This window comes from Pantoea eucalypti (assembly GCF_009646115.1).
Classification (GTDB): domain Bacteria; phylum Pseudomonadota; class Gammaproteobacteria; order Enterobacterales; family Enterobacteriaceae; genus Pantoea; species Pantoea eucalypti.
This window is the reverse complement of record NZ_CP045720.1, coordinates 2,916,366-2,942,209: the sequence shown is the minus strand read 5'-3', so window position 1 is coordinate 2,942,209 and position 25,844 is coordinate 2,916,366. Positions and strand designations below refer to the sequence as shown.

Genomic DNA, 25,844 nt, shown 5'->3' with positions numbered 1-25,844 from the left:
ATCGCAAACAATAAACAATAATGGGATTTTTGAAATGCAACTGAACAAAGTGCTGAAGGGTTTGATGCTGGCTCTGCCGGTTCTGGCAGTAGCGGCTTGTAGCTCACACAAAAACAACAACAATGACCAGACTGGCATGGGTGCTGATGGCGCTTACGGTGCAAATTCTGGCATGAACGGCAACGGCGGCAACATGTCTTCTGACGAGCAGGCTCGTCTGCAGATGCAGCAGCTGCAGCAGAACAACATCGTGTACTTCGGTCTGGACAAATATGACGTTCAGTCTGATTACGCACAGATGCTGGATCAGCACGCAACTTTCCTGCGCAGCAACCCATCATACAAAGTGACCATCGAAGGTCATGCGGATGAGCGCGGTACGCCGGAATACAACATCGCCCTGGGCGAACGTCGTGCTAACGCCGTTAAGATGTACCTGCAGGGTAAAGGCGTGTCGGCTGATCAGATGTCTATCGTTTCTTACGGTAAAGAGAAGCCAGCCGTTCTGGGTCATGACGAAGCAGCGTATTCTAAAAACCGTCGTGCCGTTCTGGTCTACTAAGAGAATCACATGGTTAGTAACTTCAGACGTCATCTGTTGAGTCTGTCGTTACTGATTGGCGTAGCGGCCCCCTGGGCCGCTAATGCCCAAGCGTCAATCAGTAGCGTTGGCTCCGGCTCGGTCGAAGACCGTGTCACCACTCTTGAACGAATCTCTAATGCCCAGGCACAGCTGATGCAGCAATTGCAGCAGCAGATGAGCGATAACCAGCGTGATATTGATGCGCTGCGTGGGCAAATCCAGCAAAACACGTATCAGTTGAATCAGGTGGTTGAGCGGCAGAAGCAGCTTTACCAGCAGATTGACACGCTGAGCAGCGCCAGCAGCAACGGCGGGCAACAGGCAGCCGGCAGCGATGCCGCAGCAGATACAGGCGCAGCAGCAACCGCAGGCGCGGCAGCATCAACGGAGAGCGCACCTGCGCAGACCGGCGATGCGAACAGCGATTACAATGCGGCTGTGGCGCTGATTCTGGAGAAGAAACAGTATGACCAGGCGATCAGCGCGCTTCAGGCGTGGGTAAAACGTTACCCTGATTCGACCTATCAGCCGAATGCGAATTACTGGCTGGGTCAGCTGAACTACAACAAAGGCAAAAAGGACGACGCGGCGTATTATTACGCCACGGTAGTGAAAAACTATCCGAAGTCGCCGAAAGCTGCAGAAGCGTTGTTGAAAGTGGGTGTGATCATGCAGGAGAAAAAAGACACGGCGAAAGCCAAAGCGGTCTTCCAGCAGGTGATCAAACTTTATCCAGACACTGAATCTGCTAAACAAGCTCAGAAACGTCTGAGCGGTCTGTAATTTGTCCGGTTCAGACCAGATATCGTGTGATTTCTGGTCTTGCCGTATGAAAGGTAAGCAACTGAAGCGTTTAGCAGAAATAAGAGTTGCGCTACCCCGCTAAATCAGTAATATATGCCGCCGTTGCCGGGACACATTGAAAAGTGTCTGGTAAGCCTGAAGATGGGTCGTTAGCTCAGTTGGTAGAGCAGTTGACTTTTAATCAATTGGTCGCAGGTTCGAATCCTGCACGACCCACCATCTCCTTCAGACGCGCTTTTTACCGCGCAGTTTCAAGAAGAACACTTCAGCATTGCTTCACAACCTAAGATGGGTCGTTAGCTCAGTTGGTAGAGCAGTTGACTTTTAATCAATTGGTCGCAGGTTCGAATCCTGCACGACCCACCATCTTATCTCAGCCGCCTGGTGCGCTGAACGGTTGTAAGCCCCCAGCGGGTCGTTAGCTCAGTTGGTAGAGCAGTTGACTTTTAATCAATTGGTCGCAGGTTCGAATCCTGCACGACCCACCAATTAAGAAAGAAGCGCCTTTTGGGCGCTTTTTTCGTTTCCGGGGCACGGACTTTACCGTGCAGGGTGAGAACCTGCAGCAGGTTCGACTGAATCGCCCGGCGATTCAGGCTGTTGCGTCAGCATCACCCGGAGGGCGAGGCCCTGGGAAGGGCCGAGGCAATCCTGCACGACCCACCAATTAAGAAAGAAGCGCCTTTTGGGCGCTTTTTTCGTTTCCGGGGCACGGGCGTTACCGTGCAGGGTGAGAACCTGCAGCAGGTTCGACTGAATCGCCCGGCGATTCAGGCTGTTGCGTCAGCATCACCCGGAGGGCGAGGCCCTGGGAAGGGCCGAGGCAATCCTGCACGACCCACCAATTAAGAAAGAAGCGCCTTTTGGGCGCTTTTTTCGTTTCCGGGGCACGGGCGTTACCGTGCAGGGTGAGAACCTGCAGCAGGTTCGACTGAATCGCCCGGTGATTCAGGCTGATGCGTCAGCATCACCCGGAGGGCGAGGCCCTGGAAGGGCCGAAATCCTGCACGACCCACCAATTAAGAAAGAAGCGCCCTTTGGGCGCTTTTTTCGTTTCTGCTGTATCTATTTATTATTCAAAAGCACAATGCATCTGGCATTTAAGATAGTGATCAAGCCTGGCCTGTATCGCTATGAGATCCAGCCTGCGCAGAGAACACGGTCAGATCGGAAAGACGCAAAATCCGTCATCCATGACACGCTCGGCCCGCTCCGTCCCTGGAGCGGGACGCTTTCCTCCTCTGACCGGGTTCCCTGCGCTTTAAACTCATTTATTACGGTCAGATTCAGCCGGATGATGGTTTGCCAGCAGATTGGAAGCTTTTTATGGCGCTTTTATTATTTCTGCGATACTGCTTGTGCAAGTCTGGGTGATAACCTGCATCTCTGTATCCATCCTCACGGCTTTTTCTTCACCTTCGCCACTGCCAGGCTCTCCCAGATATGCATCACCGCATAGCTGCGCCAGGGACGCCAGGATTGCGAGCGCGCTTCTGCTTCTTTAGATGACATGCCGCCCAGGTTATTACGGATGGCGATATCCTCTTTGGGAAAGGCATCCGGCCAGCGCAGGGCGCGCATCGCGATATAGTGCGCGGTCCAGGGACCAATGCCCGGCAGGCTGACCAGCTTTTTTATCACCTCATCAGGCGGCTGCGCGGCACTGAGACGCAGATCGCCGCTGGCGCAGGCGGTGGCAAAGGCGATGATGGCGCGGGAGCGGGCGGCGCTGACGATGCCCATCGGCGCAACGTCATCCACCGTCAGCGCTGCGATGCGTTCAGGAAGCGCGGTGTAACGGGTCAGGTCGGCAAAGGGCGTTTCACAGGGCTCGCCAAAGGCGGCGGCAAAACGGCTGCTGACTGTGGTGGCGGCTTTGACGGTCACCTGCTGGCCGATAATAGCGCGCACGCCAAGTTCAAAAGCGTCGAAGGCGCCCGGCACACGCAGACCAGGATGTGCAATCAGGCTGGGTGCCAGCAGCGGGTCCTGAGCCAGACAGGCGGCGATACGCTGCGGCTGCGCGTCCAGGTCAAACAGATCGCGCAGGCGGCGCAGCAGCAGCGGCAGAACCGGCGTCAGTGAGGTTGAGAGCGTCACCTGCAGCGCGTTCTTCTGCGGCAGATGGGACACACTGACCCAGCCCCGAAAACGTCCCAGCGCCACGGTGCGTCGCCAGCAGCCATCTTCCACTGCCTCAACTTCCTTCATCAGGTGTGTCTGCAAAAACCAGAGCATCGCCGCCCAGTCGTAGGGCGGGCGATAGGCCAGCCGCAGCGTCACGCGGTCGCCGGGCTGCGCACGCTTCGCGCCTGTATCCTCGCGGCGCAGCGCGCTTGGCGTCATGCGGTAGCGAGCCTGGAAAACATCATTAAAACGGCGCAGACTGCTGAAGCCACTGGCGTAGGCGACCTCCGTGACCGGCAGTTGCGTTTCTGTCAGCAACTGCTTGGCCAACAGCATTCGCCGTGTCTGCTTCAGCTCCAGTGGTGAGACACCGAGTTCATGTTGCACGATACGGCGCAGCTGACGCAGGCTGAGACTGAACTCAGCGGCAATCGCCTCCAGACCTTCGCGCTCCTCCAGCATGCCTTCCTCAATGCGCTGAATCAGCTGCTCCGCGACGCGATGCGGCTGATCGACAGGCGCATTGCCGGGAGCCAGCTCAGGCCGGCAGCGCAGGCAGGGGCGAAAACGCGCTTTCTCCGCCGCCTCGGCGCTGCTGAAGAAAAGACAGTTTTTCTGCATCGGCGCTTTTACCGGGCAAATTGGGCGGCAATAGATACCGGTTGAGGTCACGCCCACAAAGAAAACGCCGTCGAAGCGGGTATCACGTGAGGTCAGCGCCTGATAGGCAATGTCGGGATCGAGCATGGCATTTCTCCGGTAAATAAGCGCAGCCTACAGGGGGGAATCCCGGCAGACTGGCTGTTTTCGGACAGCACAACAGTTTATAACCATGACCGAAAACAGCCAGTCAGGCTGATGAAAAGTGCGATACTGGACGACGGAACCGTGACGGGAGAATCACCATGTACTACTTCAAACAGATAGTTACCCCGGTGGGCGAGCTGAAGCTGGTCGCCAGCGATATCGGCCTGGCGGGGATTTTGTGGGAAAACGACGATCCAAAACGCACCCGGTTTTTACCTCAAACGCGCAATGACGATCATCCCATTCTGATCGAAACCGCGCGTCAGCTCAGCGAGTACTTTACCGGTGCGCGACGCTGTTTTGCGTTGCCGTTCGACATGGCCGGCACCGACTTTCAGAAAAAAGTCTGGCAGGCGCTGGTGGCGATACCGTTTGGTGAGACGCGCAGCTACAGCCAGATTGCACGGGAGATCGGCCATCCACAGGCGGTGCGCGCGGTCGGCGCGGCCAACGGCCGTAATCCACTTTCCATTGTCGCACCGTGCCATCGCGTGATCGGTGCCAACGGCAAGCTGACCGGCTTTGCGGGCGGCCTGGAGACCAAAGCTTTCCTGCTGGCACTGGAAGCGCCGCAGAAAACGCTGGTGCTGGCAGATGAAACGCAGCCGGGCAGGGTCGGTGCTGTAATGCAGGCAGAGTAAAAATCTCACGACACAGTGTGGCTTTTCCGCTATCGTGTTTAGCATATAAAACACGACGGCGGGTTCATCGCCAAAATTTGCCTCCTAAGGTGATTTTCGTTAATTAGACAAAACGAGAGCTGTGTCATGAGTGTAATGTTCGATCCTGAAAGCGCCGTTTATCCTTTTCCGCCGAAACCCGCCCGCCTGAGTGACGATGAGAAGACGTTTTACCGTGAGAAAATCAAAGCGCTGCTGAAAGCGCGAAACGCGGTGATGGTGGCGCACTATTACACCGATCCGGAAATTCAGGCGCTGGCGGAAGAGACAGGCGGCTGCGTCTCCGACTCGCTGGAGATGGCGCGTTTCGGCAGCAATCATTCGGCGACCACGCTGCTGGTGGCGGGCGTGCGCTTTATGGGTGAAACCGCCAAAATCCTCAGCCCCGAAAAAACCGTGCTGATGCCGACCCTGCAGGCGGAGTGTTCACTGGATCTCGGCTGTCCCATTGAAGAGTTTAACGCCTTCTGTGATGCGCATCCCGATCGCACCGTGGTGGTCTATGCCAATACCTCGGCGGCCGTCAAAGCCCGCGCCGACTGGGTGGTCACTTCCAGCATTGCGGTAGAGCTGATTGAGCATCTCGACAGTCTCGGCGAAAAGATCATCTGGGCACCGGATCGTCACCTTGGTCGCTATGTTACCCGGATGTCGGGTGCAGATGTGTTGTGCTGGCAGGGTGCCTGCATTGTGCATGACGAGTTCAAAACCCAGGCGCTGCAGCGCATGAAAGCGCTCTATCCCGATGCGGCGGTGCTGGTGCATCCTGAGTCACCGCAGGCGATTGTCGAACTGGCGGACGCGGTCGGCTCGACCAGCCAGCTGATTCAGGCGGCGAAATCCCTGCCGCATCCGCAGATGATTGTGGCGACCGACCGCGGCATCTTCTACAAAATGCAGCAGGCGGTGCCGGATAAAGAGCTGCTGGAAGCGCCGACCGCGGGTGAAGGGGCAACCTGCCGCAGCTGTGCGCACTGTCCCTGGATGGCAATGAACGGCCTTAAAGCCATCGCAGAGGCGCTGGAGTCGGGTGGGGTGGAACATGAGATTCAGGTGGATGAGACGCTGCGAGAGGCGGCGTTACTGCCGCTTAATCGCATGCTATCCTTTGCGGCGGAACTTAAACTCAATGTGAAGGGCAACGCTTAAGCGTTCCCGGACAGGTGCTCTGCATGGACTTCTTCAGCACACATAATATTCTGGTTCATATTCCTCTGGGTGCCGGAGGCTACGATCTCTCATGGATTGAGGCCATTGGCACGCTGGCGGGCTTACTCTGTATCTGGTTTGCCAGCCTGGAAAAAATTATTAACTATCCGTTTGGCCTGATTAACGTCACGCTGTTTGCGGTGATCTTCTTTCAGATCCAGCTCTATGCCAGCCTGCTGCTGCAGCTCTTCTTCTTTGCCGCCAATCTCTATGGCTGGTACGCATGGAGCCGACAGACCGAAGATCACCAGGCGGCGCTGAAAATCCGCTGGCTGCCGCTGCCTAAAGCGCTGGCCTGGACAGCAGGGTGTGTGATTGCGATTGCGCTGATGACCCTCTATATCGATCCGGTGTTTGCGCTGTTAACCCGTGCGGCGGTAACGCTGATGAACGGTCTGGGCCTGTCGGTGGCGATGCCTGCGCTGCAGCCGGATGCCTTCCCGTTCTGGGATTCCTGCATGATGGTGCTGTCTATTGCCGCGATGGTGCTGATGACGCGCAAATATGTGGAGAACTGGCTGCTGTGGGTCATCATCAACGTGATTAGCGTGATGATCTTCGCCCGCCAGGGTGTCTATGCGATGTCGCTGGAGTATGTGATTCTGACGCTGATTGCGTTGAACGGATCACGTATGTGGATCCGCAGCGCGCGGCAACAGGGTTCCCGCGCGCTGTCAGCTCAGTGAGTGTGCTTGTCGCCTTTAACATGAGCAGGGCCATGATCGTGGTCGTGAGAATGACTGTGGTCATGGCCGGTGGCAGCCGCACTGCCTGAGCCGAGTTCACACTCGGCACCAGCGCAGGGCTGGTACTCCATCTGCACCGTCGCGTGCGCGATCTGATAGTTCTCGCGCAGATAGTCGTGAATGCGATGCAGCAGCGCATCATGATCGTAAGGCGGGATCACCTGCGCATGCAGCGTCAGCATCGGCTTTTCGCCCACCTGCCACAGATGCACATGGTGAACATTGCGCACCTCGGCGATGTTCAGGGTGAGATCCCGTGTCAGCTTATTCACATCCAGTGAATGCGGAGCCCCTTCCAGTAACTCCTGCAGACTCTCACGCAGCAGCGACCAGGCGCTGCGTAGCACCAGCAGTGACACCAGCAACGACAGTATCGGGTCGATGGGCGTCCAGCCGGTCAGCATTATAATTACTGCCGCCACAATCGCGCCCACTGAACCGAGCAGGTCACCCATCACATGCAGCGCCGCGGCCCGCACGTTGAGGTTCTTCTCTCCGCTGCCATGATGCAGCAGCCAGAACGAGAGCAGATTGGCCAGCAGGCCGCCGATCGCGATTCCCAGCATCAGTCCGCCGGTCACCGGTTGCGGGTCGGCAAAGCGGCGCACTGCTTCCCAGACGATCAGTGCAGTAATGCCGAGCAGTGCAATGGCGTTAACAAATGCGGCTACCGTGGTCAGACGCAGCAGGCCAAAGGTGTGACGTGCATTGGGTTTACGGCGTGAGAAATGGACCGCCAGCAAGGCCATCAGCAGTGCGGCGGCATCGGTCAGCATATGCCCGGCGTCCGCCAGCAGCGCCAGTGAACCAGAGAGCCAGCCGCCAATGACTTCAGCAACCATGAAGACGACGGTCACCCCGAAGGCGGCCGCCAGACGCGTGCGATTACTATCCTGCCCGCTATGAGTGTGGGTATGTGCCATAAGTTTCCAGTTTTTTCAGTAACCTGTTTGCTAATAATATCAGTAATTGCCACGTCTCAGACGGGTCCTGATGCTGTTTTACCTGCTCCGTCAATTGCTGGCTGAGCTGCGCGCCATGCTCCAGCCCTACCAGTAAAAAGCTTCCTTTCATCCTGTGTGCCGCCTCAGCGAACGGCGTCCAGTCCGCACGATCATGCGCCGCCTGCATCGCAGCCAGATCCTGCGTGACCGTGCTGTGCAGCGTCTGGCTCAGACGGTTGAGGAATTTTTCATTCTGCTGTGCCAGTTGCCACAGATTGTCATCCAGTGACGCCAGCGGATCGTCCTGCCACGCTTGCTGCCACTCTGCCAGCAACGCGCTGAGATCGCCTAACTGCACCGGTTTGATCAATACCCGCTCCCGCTCCTCAAGCGAGCGCGACAGCAGCTGCGCATCAGCCGAGCAGAGTACCCGCATCGCCTGCCGTCTCCGCTGGCGGTCACGCCGACGCAGTATCCGCAGCAGCAGCGTGCCGTCGGGACGCGGCATCATCTGGTCGATAAACAGCAGGTCATAAGGTTGCTGCGCATCGGCCTGCAGCAGCGCACGTCCCTGCTCAAAGATGTCAGCCTGAATGGCAAAGCGTGCCAGCTGCTGCTGCATCACCAGCAGGTTAGTCGGGTGGTCATCCACAATCGCCACCCGCAGCTGCGGAAAACCGGGCAGGGCGGATTCATCCACGTGGTTTGCTGGCGTGCAGATCTCAAGCGGCAGCGTCACAGTGACCTGAGTGCCGAGCCCCGGTTCTGAGGCGAGCCGGATATCGCCGCCCATCCGCAGCACTATTTCGCGGCAGATAAACAGCCCCAGGCCGCTGCCCTGCACCGAAACTGATTTTCCGGACGGCGCCTGATACCAGGGATCAAACAACTTCTGCTGTTCCTCCGATGGGATACCGCTGCCGCTGTCGCTCACTGTGAGAATCAGCTGTTGATCCTGGGCAGCCAGGGTCAGGCGAATCGTGCCGTGACGCGTAAATTTCAGCGCATTGGTCATAAGGTTGTTGATCACCTGCTGCAGGCGATCGGCATCGATGAGCACCGTGTCAGGCAGCGGCGTCAGCGCCTCGACAATCAGACGCGGCCCGTCACCGCGCATTAACGGGTGATAAAAGTGCTGCTGCTGGCTGAGCCATTGCGCCAGCGCCAGTGGACGGGGTGCCAGGGTAAAACTGTTGCTCTCAATGCGGGCATGGTCCTGCAGGTCATTCAGCAGCGTCAGCAACGATTGAGCGCTGCTGTGAAGCAGCGTCAGGTTCTGGCTGCTGTGCTGCTGTTTTTCCAGCTCAAGCAGCCCCAGGATAGCCTGCATCGGCGTGCGCAGCTCATGACTGACGGTTGCCAGAAACTGGCTTTTCATCGCATTGGCATGCTCTGCCTGTTCACGCTGCTGACGCTCGCGGCGCTGTTGCCAGTAACGGCGTGCCAGCAGCAGCAACAGCAGCACAATGGCCGCACCGGCCACCGCCAGCACCATCATTGGCAGCGAACCCATTGCCATCACGCTGCCGGGCTGCGGCGGGGTAGACCAGCTGTCGCGCATCTGGCTCTGGGTATCGGCCGGAATCTGCTGCAGAGCACGATCCAGCAACGTGCGCAGCACCGCCTGGTCGGGTGTGACGCCCAGCGCGATGGGCCAGGCGATGTCGCTGGCGGCAAAGGCCAGGTGGATGCGCGCATCATCGCGGCTGGCAATACGCCAGCGGGCGGAAAGCACATTATCGACCAGCACATCGATCTGCCCTTTTGCCAGCGCGTCATAAAGGCTATTACGGTCGGCAAACTGCAGGGGCTGCAGATCCGCAGGCAACAGACGCAGCGCCAGGTCATCCTGCAATACACCAATCCGTTTGCCGCGCAGGTCGCGCCAGTGCGCCAGCGTGTCAGACTGGATGCTGTAGATGCCCCACAGCGCCCGCCACACCGGCAGCGACGTACTCTGCATCGCATCGCCGTTCAGCGGCTGCAACAGCTGCAGCATCGCCTGCTTTTGCTCAATCAGGGTGCGTGCCTGACGGGGATTGCTGACCCATACCGGCTCAAACTGCAATCCTGTGCTCTGTGCTATCGCTTTCAGCAAGTCCACGCCATAACCTCTGGCGGTGCCGCTGGCATCGCGGTAGCTCCAGGGATAGTTGTCCGGTTCGGCGGTGTAAGTAACGCGCGGATGATCGGCGATCCAGGCGCGTTCAGCGGGGCTGAGCATCAGGGTCTGTGTATCCTGATAGCGCGGCAGGTTACTGCTCCAGCGCGCCTGTAGCGTGTTCATCAGTTCCGCTGGCAACTGACGCAGGCTCTGATTAATCCAGCTGATAAGCTGGGGATCACGTGCCACCGCGCGCAGGTTTAGCTGTCCTGCATCAATGTGAGAGGCGATCTGGTAAATCTGGCCCTGCTGAAGCTGGCTTAACAAAAAACCGGCGCTGGTCTCATCTGCCACCACATAGTCATTCTGCTGATTGAGCAGGGTGTAGAGCGCCTGCAGATCGCTGCTGTAGCGTCTGAAGCTGTGGCGGGCCGCCAGCGCGGGCGGCAGTTGGGCCAGCGTGCTGTCGCTGATCGCCAGTTGGGCATTCTGGCTGTTAAACATCACGGCACGCTGGTTTTGCTGATTGCGGTAGACCCGCAGCGGGCTGCTGTACCAGTTATCGCTGCTCAGGGTGCCGGCTGGCAGGGGCGTGACCCACATGCCCAGCGCGAAATCAATCTGGCCGCTGCTCAGTGCCTGTATGAGGTGCGGCTGATCGCTGTAAAGGTTGAGGGTGAACTGCGCGCCGGTCAGTTGCCGCAGCGCGGAAAGATAGTCGGCATTGATGCCATAGAGGTCATTGCCGATGCGCATTGTCCAGGGCGCGTGGTTCTCTTCCAGCAGGCCAACGCGCAGAATTTTGCCCTGCATGGTTTCCGCGTGCGTCACCGGCAGCATCATCGGCAGATTGACGCTGCTCACCGGACGCACCTCAGCCAGCGCGGAGCCGCACAGCAACAGCAGCATCAGCAGAAAAACTCTCACTGCTGTGCCTTCCACAGATCGGCCAGTTCTACCACCGAGCGGGCGCCGGTTTTTTCCAGAATATTTTTCTTATGGGTGCTGACCGTTTTATTGCTGATGTGCAACTGGGCAGCAATTTGCAGATTAGACAGCCCGCTGGCCAGTAGGGCCAGAATCTGACGCTCTTTCTGGGTCAGCGGGAGTTCAGGCTCATCATCCATCTCCGGGAAAGCCGTCTGTCCGCCGAGCACGGCAAGGATAGCGCTGAGCAACTGCGCCATACGCTGGCTTTTCACCACATAACCGGCGGCACCCAGCGCCTGAGCGCGACGCACATAGTGGCGGGTCTGCTGCGCGGAGTAGATGAGGACCGGGCAATCGGGTCGATGGATCTTCAGGCGACGCAGGAACTCCAGCCCATCGCTATCCGGCAGGCCGATATCCAGCACGATAATGTCCAGTGACTGCTGAAGCAGGGGACGGGCGGCTTTTTCACTGCTGGCAGAGAGGAGCTGAACCGGAATAGGTGACTGGCTCAGGGCGGCTTCAAGTGCCACTTCAACCAGCGGATGATCGTCTATCAGAAGCAAAACAGCCATGAAGGATTCCCTGTAAATTTCACAGGATTAGCATAGCGGAAGAGTGGGGCAGAGGGGAGAAAAACCCGGAGAGCCGAAGCGCGCCGGGTTAAACAGCATTACTGGGTGGTGCCGTCGGTTTTGGTATCTACGTCACCGCCGCCCACTTTAGTCTGAACTTTTTTATTAATGTTCGGACATTTGCCATCTTTACACTGGGCGTTCTGGTCCATTTCGTTAGCAGACATATTTCCATTGCTGGTGGTGCTGCCAGAGGTTGCAGGATTGGTGTCATTGCCAGTGTTATTAATTTTGTTGTTATCGACTTTATTTGGCGGCAGATTTTCGTTCGCTCCGCCCGCTGCTGCACCTGCACTGGCTGCCTGGTTAGCTGTACCGTTATTGCTGCTGCTGTCCGCAGCCAGTACCGCACCGCTGCTCAGTGTCATTGCTGCTGTCAAAAAAACTAAGGCAAACTTTTTCATCATTATGCTCCCGTTAATAAATGAAGTTGCTTTAAGCCCAGAGGTGCAATTTCGGGTAATAAAATCCCTGACGAAATAAAATTCGCCGGTTGGCTTAAACAGGGTGATTAAATTTGGTAAGCGGGATATTCCTCAGTGCTTACTATTAAAAAGTTTAGTCGCTAACCTGATTAATGCAAATATGACCCGCACATTTAACCCGCAGCGGGAATTTACACCCCTGGCGCTTCGGGCTACATTGGGCAGGTTGTGTCCGGCGGGCGCCGGGCCAGAAATAATATGGAATCAGTATGAATTACCAGAACGATGACTTACGCATCAAAGAGATTAAAGAGCTGTTACCTCCGGTTGCGCTGCTCGAAAAATTCCCGGCGACCGATCGTGCTGCACAGACCGTTTCACAGGCCCGTCAGGCGATTCATCAGATCCTGCAGGGCAAGGATGACCGCCTGCTGGTGGTGATTGGTCCCTGCTCCATTCATGACACAGACGCGGCGAAAGAGTATGCCGATCGCCTGCTGGCGCTGCGTGATGAGCTGAAAGGCGAGCTGGAAGTGGTGATGCGGGTCTATTTTGAAAAGCCGCGCACCACGGTGGGCTGGAAAGGGCTGATCAACGATCCGTATATGGACAATAGCTATCAGCTCAACGACGGTCTGCGTCTGGCGCGTAAGCTGCTGCTGGACATTAACGACAGCGGTTTACCGGCGGCGGGCGAGTTTCTGGATATGATTACCCCGCAATACGTGGCTGACCTGATGAGCTGGGGCGCGATTGGTGCGCGTACCACAGAATCTCAGGTTCACCGTGAGCTGGCATCGGGTCTTTCCTGTCCGGTGGGTTTCAAAAACGGCACCGATGGCACCATTAAGGTCGCGATCGATGCGATTAACGCGGCAGGTTCGCCACACTGTTTCCTGTCAGTGACGAAGTATGGTCACTCCGCGATTGTTGAAACCAGCGGCAACGGTGATTGCCATATCATTCTGCGCGGCGGAAAAGAGCCAAACTACAGCGCGCCGCATGTGGCTGAGGTCAAAGAGGGTCTGGCAAAAGCGGGTCTGCCACAGCAGGTGATGATCGATTTCAGCCATGCCAACAGCAGCAAACAGTTCCAGCGTCAGATGGTCGTGGCAGACGATGTTGCACAGCAGCTGATTAACGGTGAGCAGGCGATTGTCGGTGTGATGATTGAGAGTCATCTGGTGGAAGGTAACCAGAGCCTGGAGAGCGGCGAGCCGCTGGTCTATGGCAAAAGTGTTACCGACGCCTGCATTGGCTGGGAAGATACTGACAAGGTGCTGCGTCAGCTGGCGGCAGCGGTTAAACAGCGCCGCGGCTGATTTGCCTGGCCAGACGTTGTCATCAATAAAAAAAGGCCAGACTTTCGTCTGGCCTTTTTGCCTTTCAGCGAGGAATTACTTCGCTTTACCCTGATTCGCAACGGCTGCAGCTTTCGCGGCAATCTCGTCCTGGTCGCCCAGGTAGTAGCGTTTCAGCGGTTTGAAGTTTTCATCGAACTCATACACCAGCGGTACGCCGGTAGGGATGTTCAGTTCGAGGATTTCATCTTCGCTCAGGTTATCCAGATATTTTACCAGTGCACGCAGTGAGTTGCCGTGTGCGGCAATGATCACTTTCTCACCGCTTTTGATGCGCGGCAGAATGGTGTCGTTCCAGTAAGGGATAACGCGGTCGATGGTCAGCGCCAGGCTTTCGGTGGTTGGCAGCTGCTCTGGGGTCAGTTTCGCGTAACGCGGGTCATGGCCCGGGAAGCGCTCATCTGAACGATCCAGCTCTGGCGGGGTGACGGCAAAGCCGCGACGCCACTGCTTAACCTGCTCGTCGCCATATTTGGCGGCAGTTTCAGCTTTATCCAGACCCTGCAGCGCACCATAGTGACGCTCGTTCAGACGCCAGGTTTTCTCAACCGGCAGCCAGGCCTGATCCAGCTCATCCAGCACATTCCACAGCGTATGAATGGCACGCTTCAGTACGGAGGTGTAAGCAAAATCAAAAACAAAGCCCTCTTTCTTCAGCAGCTGACCTGCTGATTTGGCTTCGCCACGACCTTTCTCAGAAAGGTCAACATCATACCAACCGGTAAAGCGGTTTTCGTTGTTCCACTGGCTTTCGCCGTGTCGCACCAGAACCAGCTTAGTTACAGCCATAGCTTAACTCCTTAATACTGTGATGTTTCTGTGAGATTGGAAACCTGCTGCTGCCCGCCTGATACACGAGCTGATTGCGCCATACCATAACGGAAAAGCGGGCAGCGCGTAAGCCTGTGTGTGACGCACTGCGCGTTTTTCAGCCGGAGGCTCAGCGTGGCGTGAAGCGATAACGCGTCACCGATTCCCAGCGATCTCCCGGCTGCAGCCAGCAATCAGGCTGAGGCCACTCAGCGTGATTAGGCGAATCCGGTAAAAATTCACTCTCCAGCGCAATGCCCTGAAAGGCATTATAGCTCGCCTGCTCACGGGCACGGGTGCCCGCCAGATAGTTGCCGGAGTAGAACTGCAACGCCGGGGCCGAGGTAGTCACGCTGAGCTGTAATTTTCCATCTTCTGACCAGAGTTCTGCCGCAGGCTGACTCTCGTCGCCGGCGCTGTTCAGCAGAAACGCGTGGTCATAGCCCTTTACTGCACGCTGGTCGTCATCTGCCAGGAAATCCTGCGCCACGACTTTAGCGTTGCGGAAATCAAAGCTGGTATCGGCGACCGCTTTTAGCGGCGCATTCGGAATGCCTTCGCTGTCGACCGGTAAATACTGGTCGGCGTGCAGTTGTAAGCGATGCTGGCGGACATCGCCATGATGCGCATCAAGATTAAAGTAAGCATGGTTGGTCAGATTGACCGGGCAGGACTGATCGCAACGCGCTTCATAACTGATGCTCAGGCAGTTCTGATCATCCAGCTGATAGCGCACGTCAGCAATCAGATTGCCCGGATAGCCCTGATCGCCATCCGGTGAATCGATGCGGTAATGCACTTCGCTGTCAGACTGACTGACGATTTGCCAGCGGCGTTTATCAAAGCCTTCCGGTCCGCCATGCAGCTGATGTACGCCCTGGTTAGGCACCAGCTGACGGTTAAGTTTATTGAGTTTTGCGCCAGCGATGCGGTTAGCGTAGCGGCCCACGGTGGCGCCCAGATAGGCATCCTGGTGCAGATAGTCAGAGGGCGTGGCGCAGCCGAGCAGCGCTTCACGCACCGTGCCATCCTGCATCGGTACGCGGGCAGAGAGCCAGGTCGCCCCCCAGTCCATAAAAGTTGCCAGCATGCCGTTGGCATTGCGCAGCACGGTTATGCGCCACGGCTGACCGTCGGGCGCATGGGAGTTGACGTCATTCAGCATTGGCCGGCTCCTTCAGAGGCTTTACAGACGTAGAAGGTCTCTTTGATGCCGGTCGCGGCTTCATACTGTTCTGCCACGGCGGCTTTAACCTGATCGACGAGGTCCAGTGGCATCAGTGCCACGATGCAGCCACCAAAGCCGCCGCCGGTCATACGGACGCCGCCGCGCTCACCAATCTGCGCTTTCACGATCTCAACCAGCGTATCGATCGGCGGCACGGTGATTTCGAAATCGTCACGCATTGAGGCGTGAGATTCGGCCATCAGCTGGCCCATACGGGTCAGGTCGCCCTGCGTCAGCGCATCGGCGGCTTCCAGGGTACGGGCGTTCTCGGTCAGAACGTGACGCACGCGTTTGGCGACCTGTGGATCGAGCTGCGACTGTGCCGCTTCAAACCCGGCCAGTTCAACGTCACGCAGCGCTTTCTTATTGAAGAAACGCGCGCCCGCTTCACACTGCTCGCGGCGGGTGTTGTATTCGCTGCCGACCAGCGTACGACGGAAGTTGGAGTTGATGATCACCACCGCGATATCTTCCGGCATCGACACCGGACGGGTGCCCAGGGTGCGGCAGTCGAGCAGCATAGCGTGATCTTTCTGGCCCAGTGCGGAGATCAACTGGTCCATGATGCCGCAGTTACAGCCAACGAACTGGTTCTCCGCTTCCTGACCATTAACGGCGATGGCTGCGCCATCCAGCGGCAGGTTATAGAGCTGCTGTACCACGGTGCCGACCGCCACTTCCAGCGAGGCCGATGAGCTGAGGCCCGCACCCTGTGGCACATTGCCGCTAATCACCATGTCGATGCCGTCGAAATCGGCATGACGCTTCTGCAGATGTTTCACCACGCCACGCACATAGTTGGCCCACATCGGTTCCTGCACGCTGACAATCTCTTCATCCAGCGAAAACGTGTCCTGCGCATTCTCATAATCGGCAGCGACCACGCGAATCTGGCGATCGTCACGGCGGGCACAGGCGATGACCGTCTGATAATCGATAGCGCACGGCAGCACGAAGCCGTCGTTATAGTCCGTGTGCTCGCCAATCAGATTAACGCGGCCCGGTGCCTGAATGGTATGGGTGGCAGCGTAGCCAAATGCGTCAGAAAAAAGCTGCTGCGTGATGGTTTTTAAGCTCATTGTTGTGCCTCACGGAAGTGAACGTCGCTGACAGAACGCAGACGTTCCGCCGCCTGTTCCGCCGTTAAATCGCGTTGGGTTTCGGCCAGCATTTCATAGCCAACCATAAATTTACGCACCGTTGCTGAACGCAGCAACGGTGGATAGAAGTGAGCGTGCAGCTGCCAGTGATCGTTGGCTTCGCCATTAAACGGCGCGCCGTGCCAGCCCATTGAGTAGGGGAAGGAGCACTGGAACAGATTGTCGTAGCGGCTGGTCAGCAGCTTAATGGCTTTTGCCAGGTCGGCGCTCTGGGCTTCGCTGAGGTCCGTCAGCTGTTTAACGTGCGCTTTCGGCAGCAGCAGCGTTTCAAACGGCCAGGCCGCCCACCACGGCACCACAGCCAGCCAGTGTTCGGTTTCCACCACGGTGCGGCTGCCATCCTGCTGCTCACGGGCCAGATAATCGACCAGCATCGGCGAGCCATGTTTAGCGAAATAGTCGCGCTGATGATCATCTTCACGCTGCGCTTCATTTGGCAGGAAGCTGTTGGCCCAGATCTGACCGTGCGGATGCGGGTTGGAGCAGCCCATCGCCGCGCCTTTGTTCTCAAACACCTGCACCCACGGGTAGTGCTGACCCAGATCGGCGGTCTGCGCCTGCCAGGTTCGCACCACTTCCTCCAGCGCGCTCAGTGACATCTCCGGCAGCGTTTTACTGTGATCGGGCGAGAAGCAGATGACCCGACTGGTGCCGCGTGCGCTTTCACAGCGCATCAGGATATCGTCGCTCTCGGGCGCGTCAGGCGTGTCGGTCATCAGTGCGGCAAAGTCGTTGGTAAAGACGTACGTGCCCGCATAGTCCGGGTTTTTATCGCCGGTAATGCGGGTATTTCCGGCACACAGGAAGCAGTCCGGATCGTGCGCCGGTAAAGTATTGACCGCCGGGGTTTCCTGCGCGCCTTGCCACGGACGTTTGGCCCGATGAGGTGAAACTAAAATCCATTGATCAATCAGTGGATTGTAACGTCGATGCGGGTGATCGACCGGGTTGAATTTGTCCATGTGAGATCCTGGTAAGCGTCAAAAGCCAAAGAGGCATCGGTAAAAAGTAGCACATCAGCGCGCCCGAAAGCGTGATCAAGTCTGGATAAATGGTATCGTTTACACAAGCTGAATATTCTTATTTCGAGGCATTGTGTGCGGTTATGCGGGGTTAAAGACGGTGCTGAATGGTAGCGCTTACACCAATATGCTTTAAAACGCCGCGGTAGCGGCGTTGAAAGACGTGATGTGAATGCTTTAGCGCACCGTTTCCTGCTGAAAAACGTAGCCGCCATTATCGGGAACAAAGCTCAGGCGATGCGTGATGCAGGCGGGCGCATCTTCAGCGTGATGCGAAACGAACAGCAGCTGAGTCCGCCCTTCGCCAATCAGCACATCCACAAAGCGCCGCACCAGCTGGCGGTTAATCGGGTCCAGTCCCTGCAGTGGCTCATCCAGAATCAGCAGCGTCGGATGCTTAACCAGCGCGCGGGCAATCAGCACCAGTCGCTGCTGCCCCCAGGAGAGTGAGTGGAACGGCGCATCGCCCAGCCGATTATCCATTCCCAGCAGCGTAAGCCATTGCTGTGTCAGCGCTTTTTGCCGGTCAGATGCCGCCTGATAGAGACCGATAGAGTCGAAGAAGCCCGACAGAATGACCGTTCGCACATTGGTGCTGACGCGGTAATCAAGATGCAGGCTGCTGCTGACATAGCCAATATGCTGTTTGATCTCCCAGATGGTTTCGCCGCTGCCGCGACGGCGCCCAAACAGGGTTAAATCATTACTGTAGCCCTGCGGGTGATCGCCGGTCACCAGGCTGAGCAGGGTCGATTTTCCGGCACCGTTTGGTCCGATGATCTGCCAGTGCTCGCCGGCGTTGACCTGCCAGTTCAGCCCCTGAATCACCGGTTGATCGTTGTAGGAGACGGTGCCGTTGCGCAGAATAACGCGCGGGGCATCATCTGTCAGTGAGGGTAACTGATCCGGCGCATCCGCCTCGGGTAACGCCATTCCCATCAGCTGTTCACTGTGCGCCAGCTGTGCCACCAGTGCTTCCGTTAAAATGGCCTGGCGCGGCCCGCTGTGGGTGAGGGTACATTCTGCCAGTACGCCAACCTGCTGAATGAAATCGGGAATGTCGTCAAAGCGATTGAGCACCAGCACCAGGGTAAACGCAGGATGCTGCAGGCTGCGCAGCGTGTCGGTCAGGCTGGCGCGTGACGCCACATCCAGTCCGTCAAATGGCTCATCCAGAATCAGCAGATCGGGCTCGCTCATCAGCGCCTGGCAGAGCAGGGTTTTACGGGTTTCGCCGGTGGAGAGATATTTGAAGCGACGGGACAGCAGCGGTTCAATGCCAAACTGCCGGGCAAGCTGTTTGCAGCGATCGGGCTGCTGCACCTCCGCCTGAATCACCTCTGCCACGGTCAGTCCGGTATCTTCTTCGCCTTCGCTGAGCATATCGGTGTTGTTGCGCTGCCACTCCTGCGCCACCAGGGTCTGTAACTGCTCCAGCGACAGCCGGACCGGCCGTCTGAAATCGCTGCTGACGGAACCGGCCAGCGGTGGCAGTTCACCGGAAAGCGCGCGCGCCAGAGAGGATTTACCGCTGCCGTTGGCACCGACAAAAGCCCAGCTTTCGCCGCGCTGCAGTTCCACCTGATTCAGGTTCAGTGTCCGTGTATCGCTAAGATGAAACGTGCCTTGCAAAATCTGCAATGAAGCCATGATCTGTTCCATTTTCTGCATCGTGTCACTGAGTTGTAACCATTGCCCGTAATGAAGTCAAATCAACGGCTAGAGCAGGGTAGCGACAATGGCATTTTCCGCGTTAAAGCTGGCAATCACAGCGTCGCCTGGCTGAAGCTTCAACTGCTGCAGCTGATCGTGACTCAGGGTGGCGCACAGGGTTTCGCCGCTGGCGAGCTGCATCAGCACTTCGCTCATCTGCTCACCGGGCTCGATGGCACTGACGGTGGCTGGAAGCTGATTATCTTCTTCCGCGGCGTCACGGCTGATACGGATCCACGGGGCTTTAATCAGTACCAGCACCTCTTTACCTGCCGCCAGTTGCAGACGATCGGCGCTGCGCTGGGTCAGCGCCACATTGAGCTGTGTGACGCCATCAGCAAGCTGAATCATAAGATGCTGAACCACCTGCTGCGCATCGTTGCTGATCACGGTGCCAAACAGTTGATTGCGGGCGCTGGTCTGCAGAGAGAAGCGGGCGATGGCCGCCAGCAGACTGTCGAGCGGCAGCGTATCCTGCTGCAGGGCATCGAACGCTTTCTGCTGAATCTTTTCCATCAGCTGAAACAGCTGTATCAGGCGTTCACCGTAGCGGGTCAGCGTGGCACCGCCGCCGCCTTTACCGCCCGTTGCCCGCGCCACCAGCGTTTCATCCGCCATCTGGTTCATCTCATTGATCGCATCCCAGGCACTTTTGTAGCTGATGCCCGCCAGCTTCGCCCCCTGACTGATCGATCCGGTCTGTTGCACGCGTTTCAGCAGCTCAATACGCCGGGGATCGGCAAACAGTTTCTGTTGTAAACGGATATGAAGGGACAGTTCGGCTTCCATGACAGCTCCGGCAAAGGGTTAAGGCGAAGGCCGATGATAGCGGCGTTTTGTGACCAAAGTAAAAGCACGAAAAGGGCTGCGCAAAATTTTCCTGACCCGTTACAATCACTTTTTTGTTAGCAGAGTGAGACTCTCCATGCTGGAATTACTGAAAAGCCTCGCCTTCGCCGTCCTGATGGTGCCTGTGGTGATGGCGCTGATGCTGGGTATGATTTATGGCCTGGGTGAAGTGTTTAACGTCATTTCTAAAATTGGTCATCGCGAAAAATCCTCAGCCCGTTCGCACAATTAATTGCTGCCACGCCCGCCATCGTCGCGGGCGTGGTCGTTATTATTCCTCTCTGATTTAACCTTTTGTTCCTCCTGCCGATAATTTACTGAACCTCCCGGTCATTGCGTTATATTATCCACTACACAACGTATAGCCGGAGAACATCATGTCATTGAATTACACTCGCTGGGGCGCAGCGGCGCTGATCACTGTTTCGCTGGCCGGGCAGGCTGTGGCCGCCGATAACATTACCGTGTTTGCCGCAGCGTCACTGACCAACGCGATGCAGGATATTGCCAGTCAATACAAGCAGGAAAAAGGGGTGACGGTGGTCTCTTCATTCGCCTCATCGTCAACGCTGGCGCGCCAGCTGGAGCAGGGTGCCCCTGCCGACCTGTTTATCTCTGCCGATCAGCAGTGGATGGATGATGCGGTGGCGAAAAAAAGCGTGATCACCCGCACTCGCTACACGCTGCTGGGCAACGATCTGGTGCTGATTGCACCACGCAGTGCGCCAGCTAAAGCGGTGACGCTGGACGCAAAGACCGACTGGAAAACACTGCTGCACGGTGAACGTCTGGCGGTTGGCGATCCGGACCATGTTCCGGCCGGCATCTACGCCAAAGAGGCGCTGCAAAAGCTGGGCGCCTGGGAAAGCGTTGCGCCTGTGTTAGCGCCAGCCAATAATGTGCGTGCGGCACTGGCGCTGGTGGAGCGAAACGAAACACCTTATGGCATTGTCTATGGCTCGGACGCTGTTGCCAGCGACAACGTGCAGGTGGTCGGGCGTTTTCCGGCAAAGAGCCATAAACCGGTGGAATATCCGATGGCGATCGTGAACGAGCACGACAATGCGACTGTTAAAGCGTTTTATGATTATCTGAAAGGACCGCAGGCCGCGGCTATCTTCAAACACTACGGATTCACACCGACGAAATGATACTCAGCGATCCCGAATGGCAGGCGGTACTGCTTAGCCTTAAAGTCTCTGGCATAGCCGTGCTGGGCAGTCTGCCGTTTGGCATCCTGATGGCCTGGATTCTGGTGCGCTGCCGTTTTCCCGGCAAAGCGCTGCTCGACAGCCTGATCCACCTGCCGCTGGTGCTGCCGCCGGTGGTGGTGGGTTATCTGCTGCTGATTAGCCTGGGCCGGCGCGGCATCATTGGCGAAAAGCTTTTTGACTGGTTCGGTTTCAGCTTTGCTTTCAGCTGGCGTGGCGCCGCACTGGCGTCTGCCGTCATCGCCTTTCCGTTGATGGTGCGTGCCATCCGGCTGGCGCTGGAGGCGGTGGATATCCGGCTGGAGCAGGCGGCCCGCACGCTGGGTGCCGGGCGCTGGCGGGTCTTTTTCACTATCACGCTGCCGCTGACGCTGCCTGGCGTTATTGTCGGCACGGTGCTGGCGTTTGCCCGTTCGCTGGGTGAATTCGGGGCCACCATCACCTTTGTTTCCAATATTCCCGGCGAGACGCGCACGCTTCCGCTGGCGATGTTTACCCTGATAGAGACTCCCGGTGCAGAGGGCGCGGCGGCGCGCCTGTGCGTTATCGCTATCGTGCTGGCGCTGGCGTCACTGCTGGCGTCGGAATGGCTGGCTCGCGCAGGCCGTAAGCGGATGGGAAGCTGATGCTATCACTTAACTTTATGCAGCAGCAGGGCGATCACCAGCTGGAGGTTGACCTGCAGATCCCGGCCAAAGGGATCACCGCTATTTTTGGTGTTTCCGGTGCCGGTAAGACGTCCCTGATTAACGCGATTAGCGGGCTGACCCAGCCGCAGCGCGGGCGGATCCAGCTTAACGAGCGTCTGCTGTTTGATGCGGAGCAGAAAATTGCGCTGCCGCCTGAAAAACGACGCATCGGTTACGTGTTTCAGGATGCGCGGCTGTTCCCGCACTATCGGGTTCGTGGCAACCTGCAATACGGTATGGCGCCGGCAATGAAAGCGCAGTTCGACAGCCTGGTGTCGCTGCTGGGTCTGGAGGCGTTGCTGCCGCGCTTTCCGCTGTCGCTGTCTGGCGGGGAAAAGCAGCGGGTCGCGATAGGCCGTGCGCTGTTGACCGCACCGGACATGCTGCTGCTGGATGAGCCGCTGGCGTCGCTGGATCTGCCGCGCAAACGTGAACTGATGCCGTATCTGCAAAAACTGGCGAAACAGGTCGATATTCCGATGCTTTACGTTTCTCACAGTCTGGATGAGATCCTGCATCTGGCGGATAACGTGCTGGTGCTGGATGCGGGCAAGGTCAAGGCCTTTGGTCCGCTTGAGCGGGTCTGGAGCAGCAGCGCGATGCGGCCGTGGCTGCCAGTAAGCGAACTGACCAGCGTACTGCGGGTGCTGGTGCTTGAGCAGCATCCCGACTATCCAATGACCGCGCTGTCGCTGGGCGACCAGCATATCTGGGTCAGCCGGGTGAATCAGCCGGTGAAAACGCCACTGCGTATTCGCATCGCCTCTTCTGATGTCTCGCTGGCGCTGCAACCGCCGCAACACAGCTCCATCCGCAACATTTTACCGGCGCAGGTGGTAGAACTGCTGGAGGTCGGCGATCAGGTGGAAGTGAAGCTGCGTATTGGTATCAGCGAGCTCTGGGCGCGCATTACGCCGTGGGCGCGTGATGAACTGGGCATCCGGCCGGATCAGTGGCTCTATGCCCAGATCAAAAGCGTCTCCGTGACGCCCTGATTACAACACGTACTGACGGAGGGTATCGGCAATACCGGTTTCAAGGTTGGTGCCGATCACCCGCTTCGCCCGCGCTTTGATCGCGTCGTCGGCATTGCCCATCGCCACACCCAGCCCGGCCGTTTCCAGCATGCTGAGATCGTTGTAGTTATCCCCGAATGCGATCACATCAGACATGTCCAGCCCCAGTGATTCAACCCACTGCGCCAGCCGTTTGCCTTTGCTATTGCCGCCTTTGGCGATATCCACCTGATCGTGCCATGACCATTCGCAGGCCAGACCCAGCTCCGCTTCAGCACGGGTGGCGAACTGCTGCAGTTCCTCATGATTGTCGTGCGACAGGGCAAACTTCCAGATTGAACCGGCGTCACGCGCCGCCTGTGCTAAGTCTGGCACCTGAATGAACAGCGGACGCTGATGAGCAGGCAGTGATTCGGCCCACTTCAGGGTGCGCATCACGTGACCGGTCGGCGTCTGATAGAGCATTGCATCATCCACGTAGAGCAACCCGTGAATACGCTGCTGATCCAGCATCTCAATGACCCGTAACGCCAGTTGCGGGTCCATAGGATCGGACGCCAGCACCTTTTTCGCCTGGTAATCATACAGGTAGGTACCATTACAGCAGATTGCGGGGGTATCCAGCTGTAACGCCTGATAAAAAGGATGAATAGCGCAGTGATGGCGTCCGGTGACGATAGCGACATGAACGCCCGCCTGTCGGGCCTGGTTTAACACATCGATTGACTGCGGCAGAATCGTCTTGGCTGGGGTCAGCAGCGTGCCGTCGAGGTCGAGGGCAATTACACGGTAGCTCATTAATCCTCACGTTTTTCCAGGTTTGCAGGGGCTGAAGTCTACACCTGACCACGGCCCGGAGACAAAAAACAGGGCACAAATGATTCCAGCGTAGGGCAATAAAACGCGCTACAGTGATTCAAAGATCATGACAAGGCAGCAAAAAAGGAGAATGCATGAAACAGGTTGTTTACACCGCCAGTCCCGAGAGCCAGCAGATTCACGTCTGGCAGATGAATGATGAGGGTGCGCTGACGTTGCTTCAGGTGACCGATGTCGCCGGCCAGGTTCAGCCGATGGTGGTGAGTCCGAAACGCGATTTTCTCTATGTCGGCGTGCGTCCCAATTTTCGCGTGCTGGCGTTTAAGATTGCCGCTGATGGCACGCTGACCGAAGCGGGTCAGGCACCGTTGCCCGGCAGTCCGACCCACATTTCCACCGATCGTGAGGGCCGGTTCCTGTTCTGCTGCTCCTACAATGATGCCTGCGTCAGCGTCAGCCCGATTGGCGATGACGGCATTCCGCAGGCTCCGCTGCAGGTGATCAACGGTCTGGATGGCTGCCATTCGGCCAATATCGACACTGACAATAAGACCCTGTATGTACCGGCACTGAAGCAGGATCGTATCTGTCTGTTCTCGCTGGGCGCTGACGGTCAGCTGACGCCGCGTAAGCAGGCGCAGGTCACGACAGTAGAAGGTGCAGGCCCGCGTCACATGCAGTTCCATCCGGGCGGTCAGTTCGCTTATTGCGTAAATGAGCTCGACAGCACGGTTGAGGTCTGGGCATTAAATACGGGTGAAGGTGAAGCAGAAAGCGTGCAGACGCTGGATATGATGCCACCGGATTTCAACGGTACGCGCTGGGCTGCGGATATTCACCTGACGCCGGATGGCCGTTTCCTCTACGCCTGCGATCGCACCAGCAGCACTCTGGCGGTGTTCAGCGTCAGCGAGCTGGGTGACGAGCTGACCCTGGAAGGGTTCCAGCCGACAGAAACACAGCCGCGCGGATTCAATATCGATCACAGCGGACGCTATCTGGTGGCAGCGGGACAGAAATCGCATCACATCGAAGTCTATGCGATTAGCGAACCAAAAGGGCTGTTACAGCCGCTGGGACGTTATGCAGTAGGGCAGGGCCCGATGTGGGTCGTGATTCATCAGTTGCAGGCGTAACGCACCACGAAAAATGCCTCTCCCGGGCGGGAGAGGCGTGGCTGCCAGCTGTGAGATCCTGCAGACACAGGGAACAGGGTCAGATCGGAAAGACGCAAAAGCCGCCATCCATGGCATGCTCGACCCGCGCAATTACGCACCTCATCCCTGAGGTGCGCCCGTTGCCGGGCCAACGCGTTGCGTTGTTCAAAAACGCTCCCGGCGTTTTTGTCCCTGGCACGGGACGCTTTCCTCCTCTGACCCTGTTCCCTGCAATTTAAGCTAACGCGTTGCTGCCAGATCATTCAGCTTTAGGCTTGTCAGTGGTCAGTCTTACTGAATTACTGATAATTCACGGTCAGCGAGGCGCTCGCCAGTGCGTGGAAATGCACATTAAAGCCGACCATTGCGCCGCTGGCGCCTTCATCCACCTCAATCGTCTCCACATCCAGCGCATGTACGGTGAAAATGTAGCGATGGGTTTCACCCTGCGGCGGCGCCGCGCCACCGTAGCCCGCCTGACCGAAATCGGTACGGGTCTGAATTGCGCCTGCTGGCAGTGACGCTTTGCCAGAACCGGCACCCTGTGGCAGTGACGTGGTGCTGGCCGGAATATTCGCCACCACCCAATGCCACCAGCCTGAACCGGTCGGCGCATCAGGATCGTAGCAGGTCACCACGAAACTTTTGGTGCCTTCCGGCGCCGCTTCCCAGGCAAGATGGGGAGAGATATTCTCGCCCTGATAACCCATGCCGTTGAAAACATGCTTTTCAGGCATCTTCTCGCCGTCATTAAAATCCTGACTAAAAACGCGCATCACATCTCCTCAATTGTCGATGAATAGCCTTTCATCATA

At 57.4% G+C, this 25,844-nt stretch carries 24 protein-coding genes, 3 tRNA genes and 3 other RNA genes; 17 read left to right on the top strand and 13 right to left on the bottom strand.

From position 1 onward, the window contains the following. The first annotated feature begins 34 nt into the window (after positions 1 to 34). The 8 genes from pal to EE896_RS13710 all read left to right on the top strand — a co-directional run bounded on the left by pal (position 35) and on the right by EE896_RS13710 (position 2,405). Complete coding sequence (gene pal, locus EE896_RS13745) at positions 35 to 562, top strand: peptidoglycan-associated lipoprotein Pal (protein ID WP_003853135.1); 528 nt, start codon at positions 35 to 37, stop codon at positions 560 to 562. Between the two features lie 9 nt (positions 563 to 571). Beyond that, a complete protein-coding gene (gene cpoB, locus EE896_RS13740; RefSeq protein ID WP_003853134.1) occupies positions 572 to 1,366 on the top strand; it encodes a cell division protein CpoB in 795 nt (264 codons plus the stop codon). A 164-nt stretch (positions 1,367 to 1,530) separates the two neighbouring features. Continuing rightward, a tRNA-Lys gene (locus EE896_RS13735) sits at positions 1,531 to 1,606 on the top strand. 71 nt (positions 1,607 to 1,677) lie between these two features. Beyond that, positions 1,678 to 1,753: transfer RNA gene (locus EE896_RS13730), tRNA-Lys, on the top strand. A 46-nt stretch (positions 1,754 to 1,799) separates the two neighbouring features. Beyond that, a tRNA-Lys gene (locus EE896_RS13725) sits at positions 1,800 to 1,875 on the top strand. A gap of 43 nt (positions 1,876 to 1,918) precedes the next feature. After that, positions 1,919 to 2,053: non-coding RNA, RtT sRNA (locus EE896_RS13720), on the top strand. Between the two features lie 43 nt (positions 2,054 to 2,096). Beyond that, a non-coding RNA gene (locus EE896_RS13715) (RtT sRNA) lies at positions 2,097 to 2,231 on the top strand. Positions 2,232 to 2,274: 43 nt separating this feature from the next. Further along, positions 2,275 to 2,405: non-coding RNA, RtT sRNA (locus tag EE896_RS13710), on the top strand. A gap of 380 nt (positions 2,406 to 2,785) precedes the next feature. On the opposite strand, the gene EE896_RS13705 is transcribed toward EE896_RS13710, so the two are convergent. Then, positions 2,786 to 4,261 (bottom strand): AlkA N-terminal domain-containing protein, encoded by a 1,476-nt coding sequence (locus EE896_RS13705; protein WP_039659187.1) that lies wholly within the window; start codon positions 4,259 to 4,261, stop codon positions 2,786 to 2,788. 158 nt (positions 4,262 to 4,419) lie between these two features. On the opposite strand from EE896_RS13705, the gene EE896_RS13700 reads away from it, so the two are divergent. The 3 genes from EE896_RS13700 to pnuC all read left to right on the top strand — a co-directional run bounded on the left by EE896_RS13700 (position 4,420) and on the right by pnuC (position 6,896). After that, a complete protein-coding gene (locus EE896_RS13700) occupies positions 4,420 to 4,962 on the top strand; it encodes a methylated-DNA--[protein]-cysteine S-methyltransferase (protein WP_140915806.1) in 543 nt (180 codons plus the stop codon). Positions 4,963 to 5,088: 126 nt separating this feature from the next. Further along, a complete protein-coding gene (gene nadA, locus EE896_RS13695; RefSeq protein ID WP_008925032.1) occupies positions 5,089 to 6,150 on the top strand; it encodes a quinolinate synthase NadA in 1,062 nt (353 codons plus the stop codon). A gap of 23 nt (positions 6,151 to 6,173) precedes the next feature. After that, positions 6,174 to 6,896, top strand: coding sequence for a nicotinamide riboside transporter PnuC (pnuC, locus tag EE896_RS13690; protein ID WP_008925033.1), 723 nt, complete (start codon positions 6,174 to 6,176; stop codon positions 6,894 to 6,896). On the opposite strand, the gene zitB is transcribed toward pnuC, so the two are convergent. From zitB to EE896_RS13670, 4 genes are all read right to left on the bottom strand, one after another. Beyond that, positions 6,890 to 7,879, bottom strand: a complete 990-nt coding sequence (gene zitB, locus EE896_RS13685; RefSeq protein ID WP_140915807.1) for a CDF family zinc transporter ZitB — start codon at positions 7,877 to 7,879, stop codon at positions 6,890 to 6,892. The two genes, pnuC and zitB, sit on opposite strands and share 7 nt — an antisense overlap. Continuing rightward, positions 7,857 to 10,913 carry a hybrid sensor histidine kinase/response regulator gene (locus EE896_RS13680; protein WP_238343240.1) on the bottom strand — a complete coding sequence of 1,019 codons (3,057 nt, stop codon included), beginning with the start codon at positions 10,911 to 10,913 and terminating at the stop codon, positions 7,857 to 7,859. Before EE896_RS13680 ends, zitB begins: the two co-directional genes overlap by 23 nt. A 14-nt stretch (positions 10,914 to 10,927) precedes the next feature. Beyond that, positions 10,928 to 11,509 (bottom strand): response regulator transcription factor, encoded by a 582-nt coding sequence (locus EE896_RS13675; protein ID WP_008925036.1) that lies wholly within the window; start codon positions 11,507 to 11,509, stop codon positions 10,928 to 10,930. Between the two features lie 98 nt (positions 11,510 to 11,607). Beyond that, the gene (locus EE896_RS13670) at positions 11,608 to 11,976 is read right to left on the bottom strand and encodes a YbgS-like family protein (protein WP_167518472.1); all 369 of its coding nucleotides are present in this window, start codon (positions 11,974 to 11,976) and stop codon (positions 11,608 to 11,610) included. A gap of 287 nt (positions 11,977 to 12,263) precedes the next feature. Here EE896_RS13670 and aroG point away from each other — a divergent pair, with 287 nt between their 5' ends. Beyond that, the gene (gene aroG, locus EE896_RS13665) at positions 12,264 to 13,316 is read left to right on the top strand and encodes a 3-deoxy-7-phosphoheptulonate synthase AroG (RefSeq protein WP_140915809.1); all 1,053 of its coding nucleotides are present in this window, start codon (positions 12,264 to 12,266) and stop codon (positions 13,314 to 13,316) included. A 75-nt stretch (positions 13,317 to 13,391) separates the two neighbouring features. On the opposite strand, the gene gpmA is transcribed toward aroG, so the two are convergent. From gpmA to modE, 6 genes are all read right to left on the bottom strand, one after another. Next, positions 13,392 to 14,144 (bottom strand): 2,3-diphosphoglycerate-dependent phosphoglycerate mutase, encoded by a 753-nt coding sequence (gene gpmA, locus EE896_RS13660; protein ID WP_003851893.1) that lies wholly within the window; start codon positions 14,142 to 14,144, stop codon positions 13,392 to 13,394. A gap of 151 nt (positions 14,145 to 14,295) precedes the next feature. Next, positions 14,296 to 15,330 (bottom strand): galactose-1-epimerase, encoded by a 1,035-nt coding sequence (gene galM / locus EE896_RS13655; protein ID WP_003851891.1) that lies wholly within the window; start codon positions 15,328 to 15,330, stop codon positions 14,296 to 14,298. Next, positions 15,324 to 16,472, bottom strand: a complete 1,149-nt coding sequence (gene galK / locus EE896_RS13650) for a galactokinase (protein WP_140915810.1) — start codon at positions 16,470 to 16,472, stop codon at positions 15,324 to 15,326. Before galK ends, galM begins: the two co-directional genes overlap by 7 nt. Next, positions 16,469 to 17,515 (bottom strand): galactose-1-phosphate uridylyltransferase, encoded by a 1,047-nt coding sequence (gene galT, locus EE896_RS13645; RefSeq protein ID WP_003851887.1) that lies wholly within the window; start codon positions 17,513 to 17,515, stop codon positions 16,469 to 16,471. Before galT ends, galK begins: the two co-directional genes overlap by 4 nt. A gap of 237 nt (positions 17,516 to 17,752) precedes the next feature. After that, on the bottom strand, positions 17,753 to 19,225 hold the full coding sequence (gene modF, locus EE896_RS13640) for a molybdate ABC transporter ATP-binding protein ModF (protein ID WP_140915811.1): 1,473 nt from the start codon (positions 19,223 to 19,225) through the stop codon (positions 17,753 to 17,755). A gap of 69 nt (positions 19,226 to 19,294) precedes the next feature. Further along, positions 19,295 to 20,077 carry a molybdenum-dependent transcriptional regulator gene (gene modE, locus EE896_RS13635; RefSeq protein WP_140915812.1) on the bottom strand — a complete coding sequence of 261 codons (783 nt, stop codon included), beginning with the start codon at positions 20,075 to 20,077 and terminating at the stop codon, positions 19,295 to 19,297. A 136-nt stretch (positions 20,078 to 20,213) separates the two neighbouring features. Between modE and EE896_RS13630 the strand changes: the two genes are divergently transcribed. The 4 genes from EE896_RS13630 to modC all read left to right on the top strand — a co-directional run bounded on the left by EE896_RS13630 (position 20,214) and on the right by modC (position 23,032). Next, entirely contained in the window at positions 20,214 to 20,369 is a 156-nt protein-coding gene (locus EE896_RS13630) for an AcrZ family multidrug efflux pump-associated protein (RefSeq protein WP_008925042.1), read from the top strand. 145 nt (positions 20,370 to 20,514) lie between these two features. Then, a complete protein-coding gene (gene modA / locus EE896_RS13625; protein ID WP_003851881.1) occupies positions 20,515 to 21,288 on the top strand; it encodes a molybdate ABC transporter substrate-binding protein in 774 nt (257 codons plus the stop codon). Then, on the top strand, positions 21,285 to 21,974 hold the full coding sequence (modB, locus tag EE896_RS13620; protein ID WP_008925044.1) for a molybdate ABC transporter permease subunit: 690 nt from the start codon (positions 21,285 to 21,287) through the stop codon (positions 21,972 to 21,974). Before modA ends, modB begins: the two co-directional genes overlap by 4 nt. Beyond that, positions 21,974 to 23,032: a molybdenum ABC transporter ATP-binding protein ModC gene (gene modC, locus EE896_RS13615; protein ID WP_003851877.1), complete on the top strand. Its 1,059-nt coding sequence runs from the start codon at positions 21,974 to 21,976 to the stop codon at positions 23,030 to 23,032. The genes modB and modC overlap by 1 nt, the downstream gene beginning before the upstream one ends. Here the strand turns inward: modC and EE896_RS13610 are convergent, their stop codons facing one another. Next, positions 23,033 to 23,851 (bottom strand): pyridoxal phosphatase, encoded by an 819-nt coding sequence (locus tag EE896_RS13610; RefSeq protein WP_078804201.1) that lies wholly within the window; start codon positions 23,849 to 23,851, stop codon positions 23,033 to 23,035. A 155-nt stretch (positions 23,852 to 24,006) separates the two neighbouring features. Here EE896_RS13610 and pgl point away from each other — a divergent pair, with 155 nt between their 5' ends. Beyond that, positions 24,007 to 25,008, top strand: a complete 1,002-nt coding sequence (gene pgl / locus EE896_RS13605) for a 6-phosphogluconolactonase (RefSeq protein ID WP_140915813.1) — start codon at positions 24,007 to 24,009, stop codon at positions 25,006 to 25,008. Positions 25,009 to 25,328: 320 nt separating this feature from the next. On the opposite strand, the gene EE896_RS13600 is transcribed toward pgl, so the two are convergent. Beyond that, on the bottom strand, positions 25,329 to 25,805 hold the full coding sequence (locus EE896_RS13600) for a kinase inhibitor (RefSeq protein WP_013357177.1): 477 nt from the start codon (positions 25,803 to 25,805) through the stop codon (positions 25,329 to 25,331). Between the last annotated feature and the right edge of the window lie 39 nt (positions 25,806 to 25,844).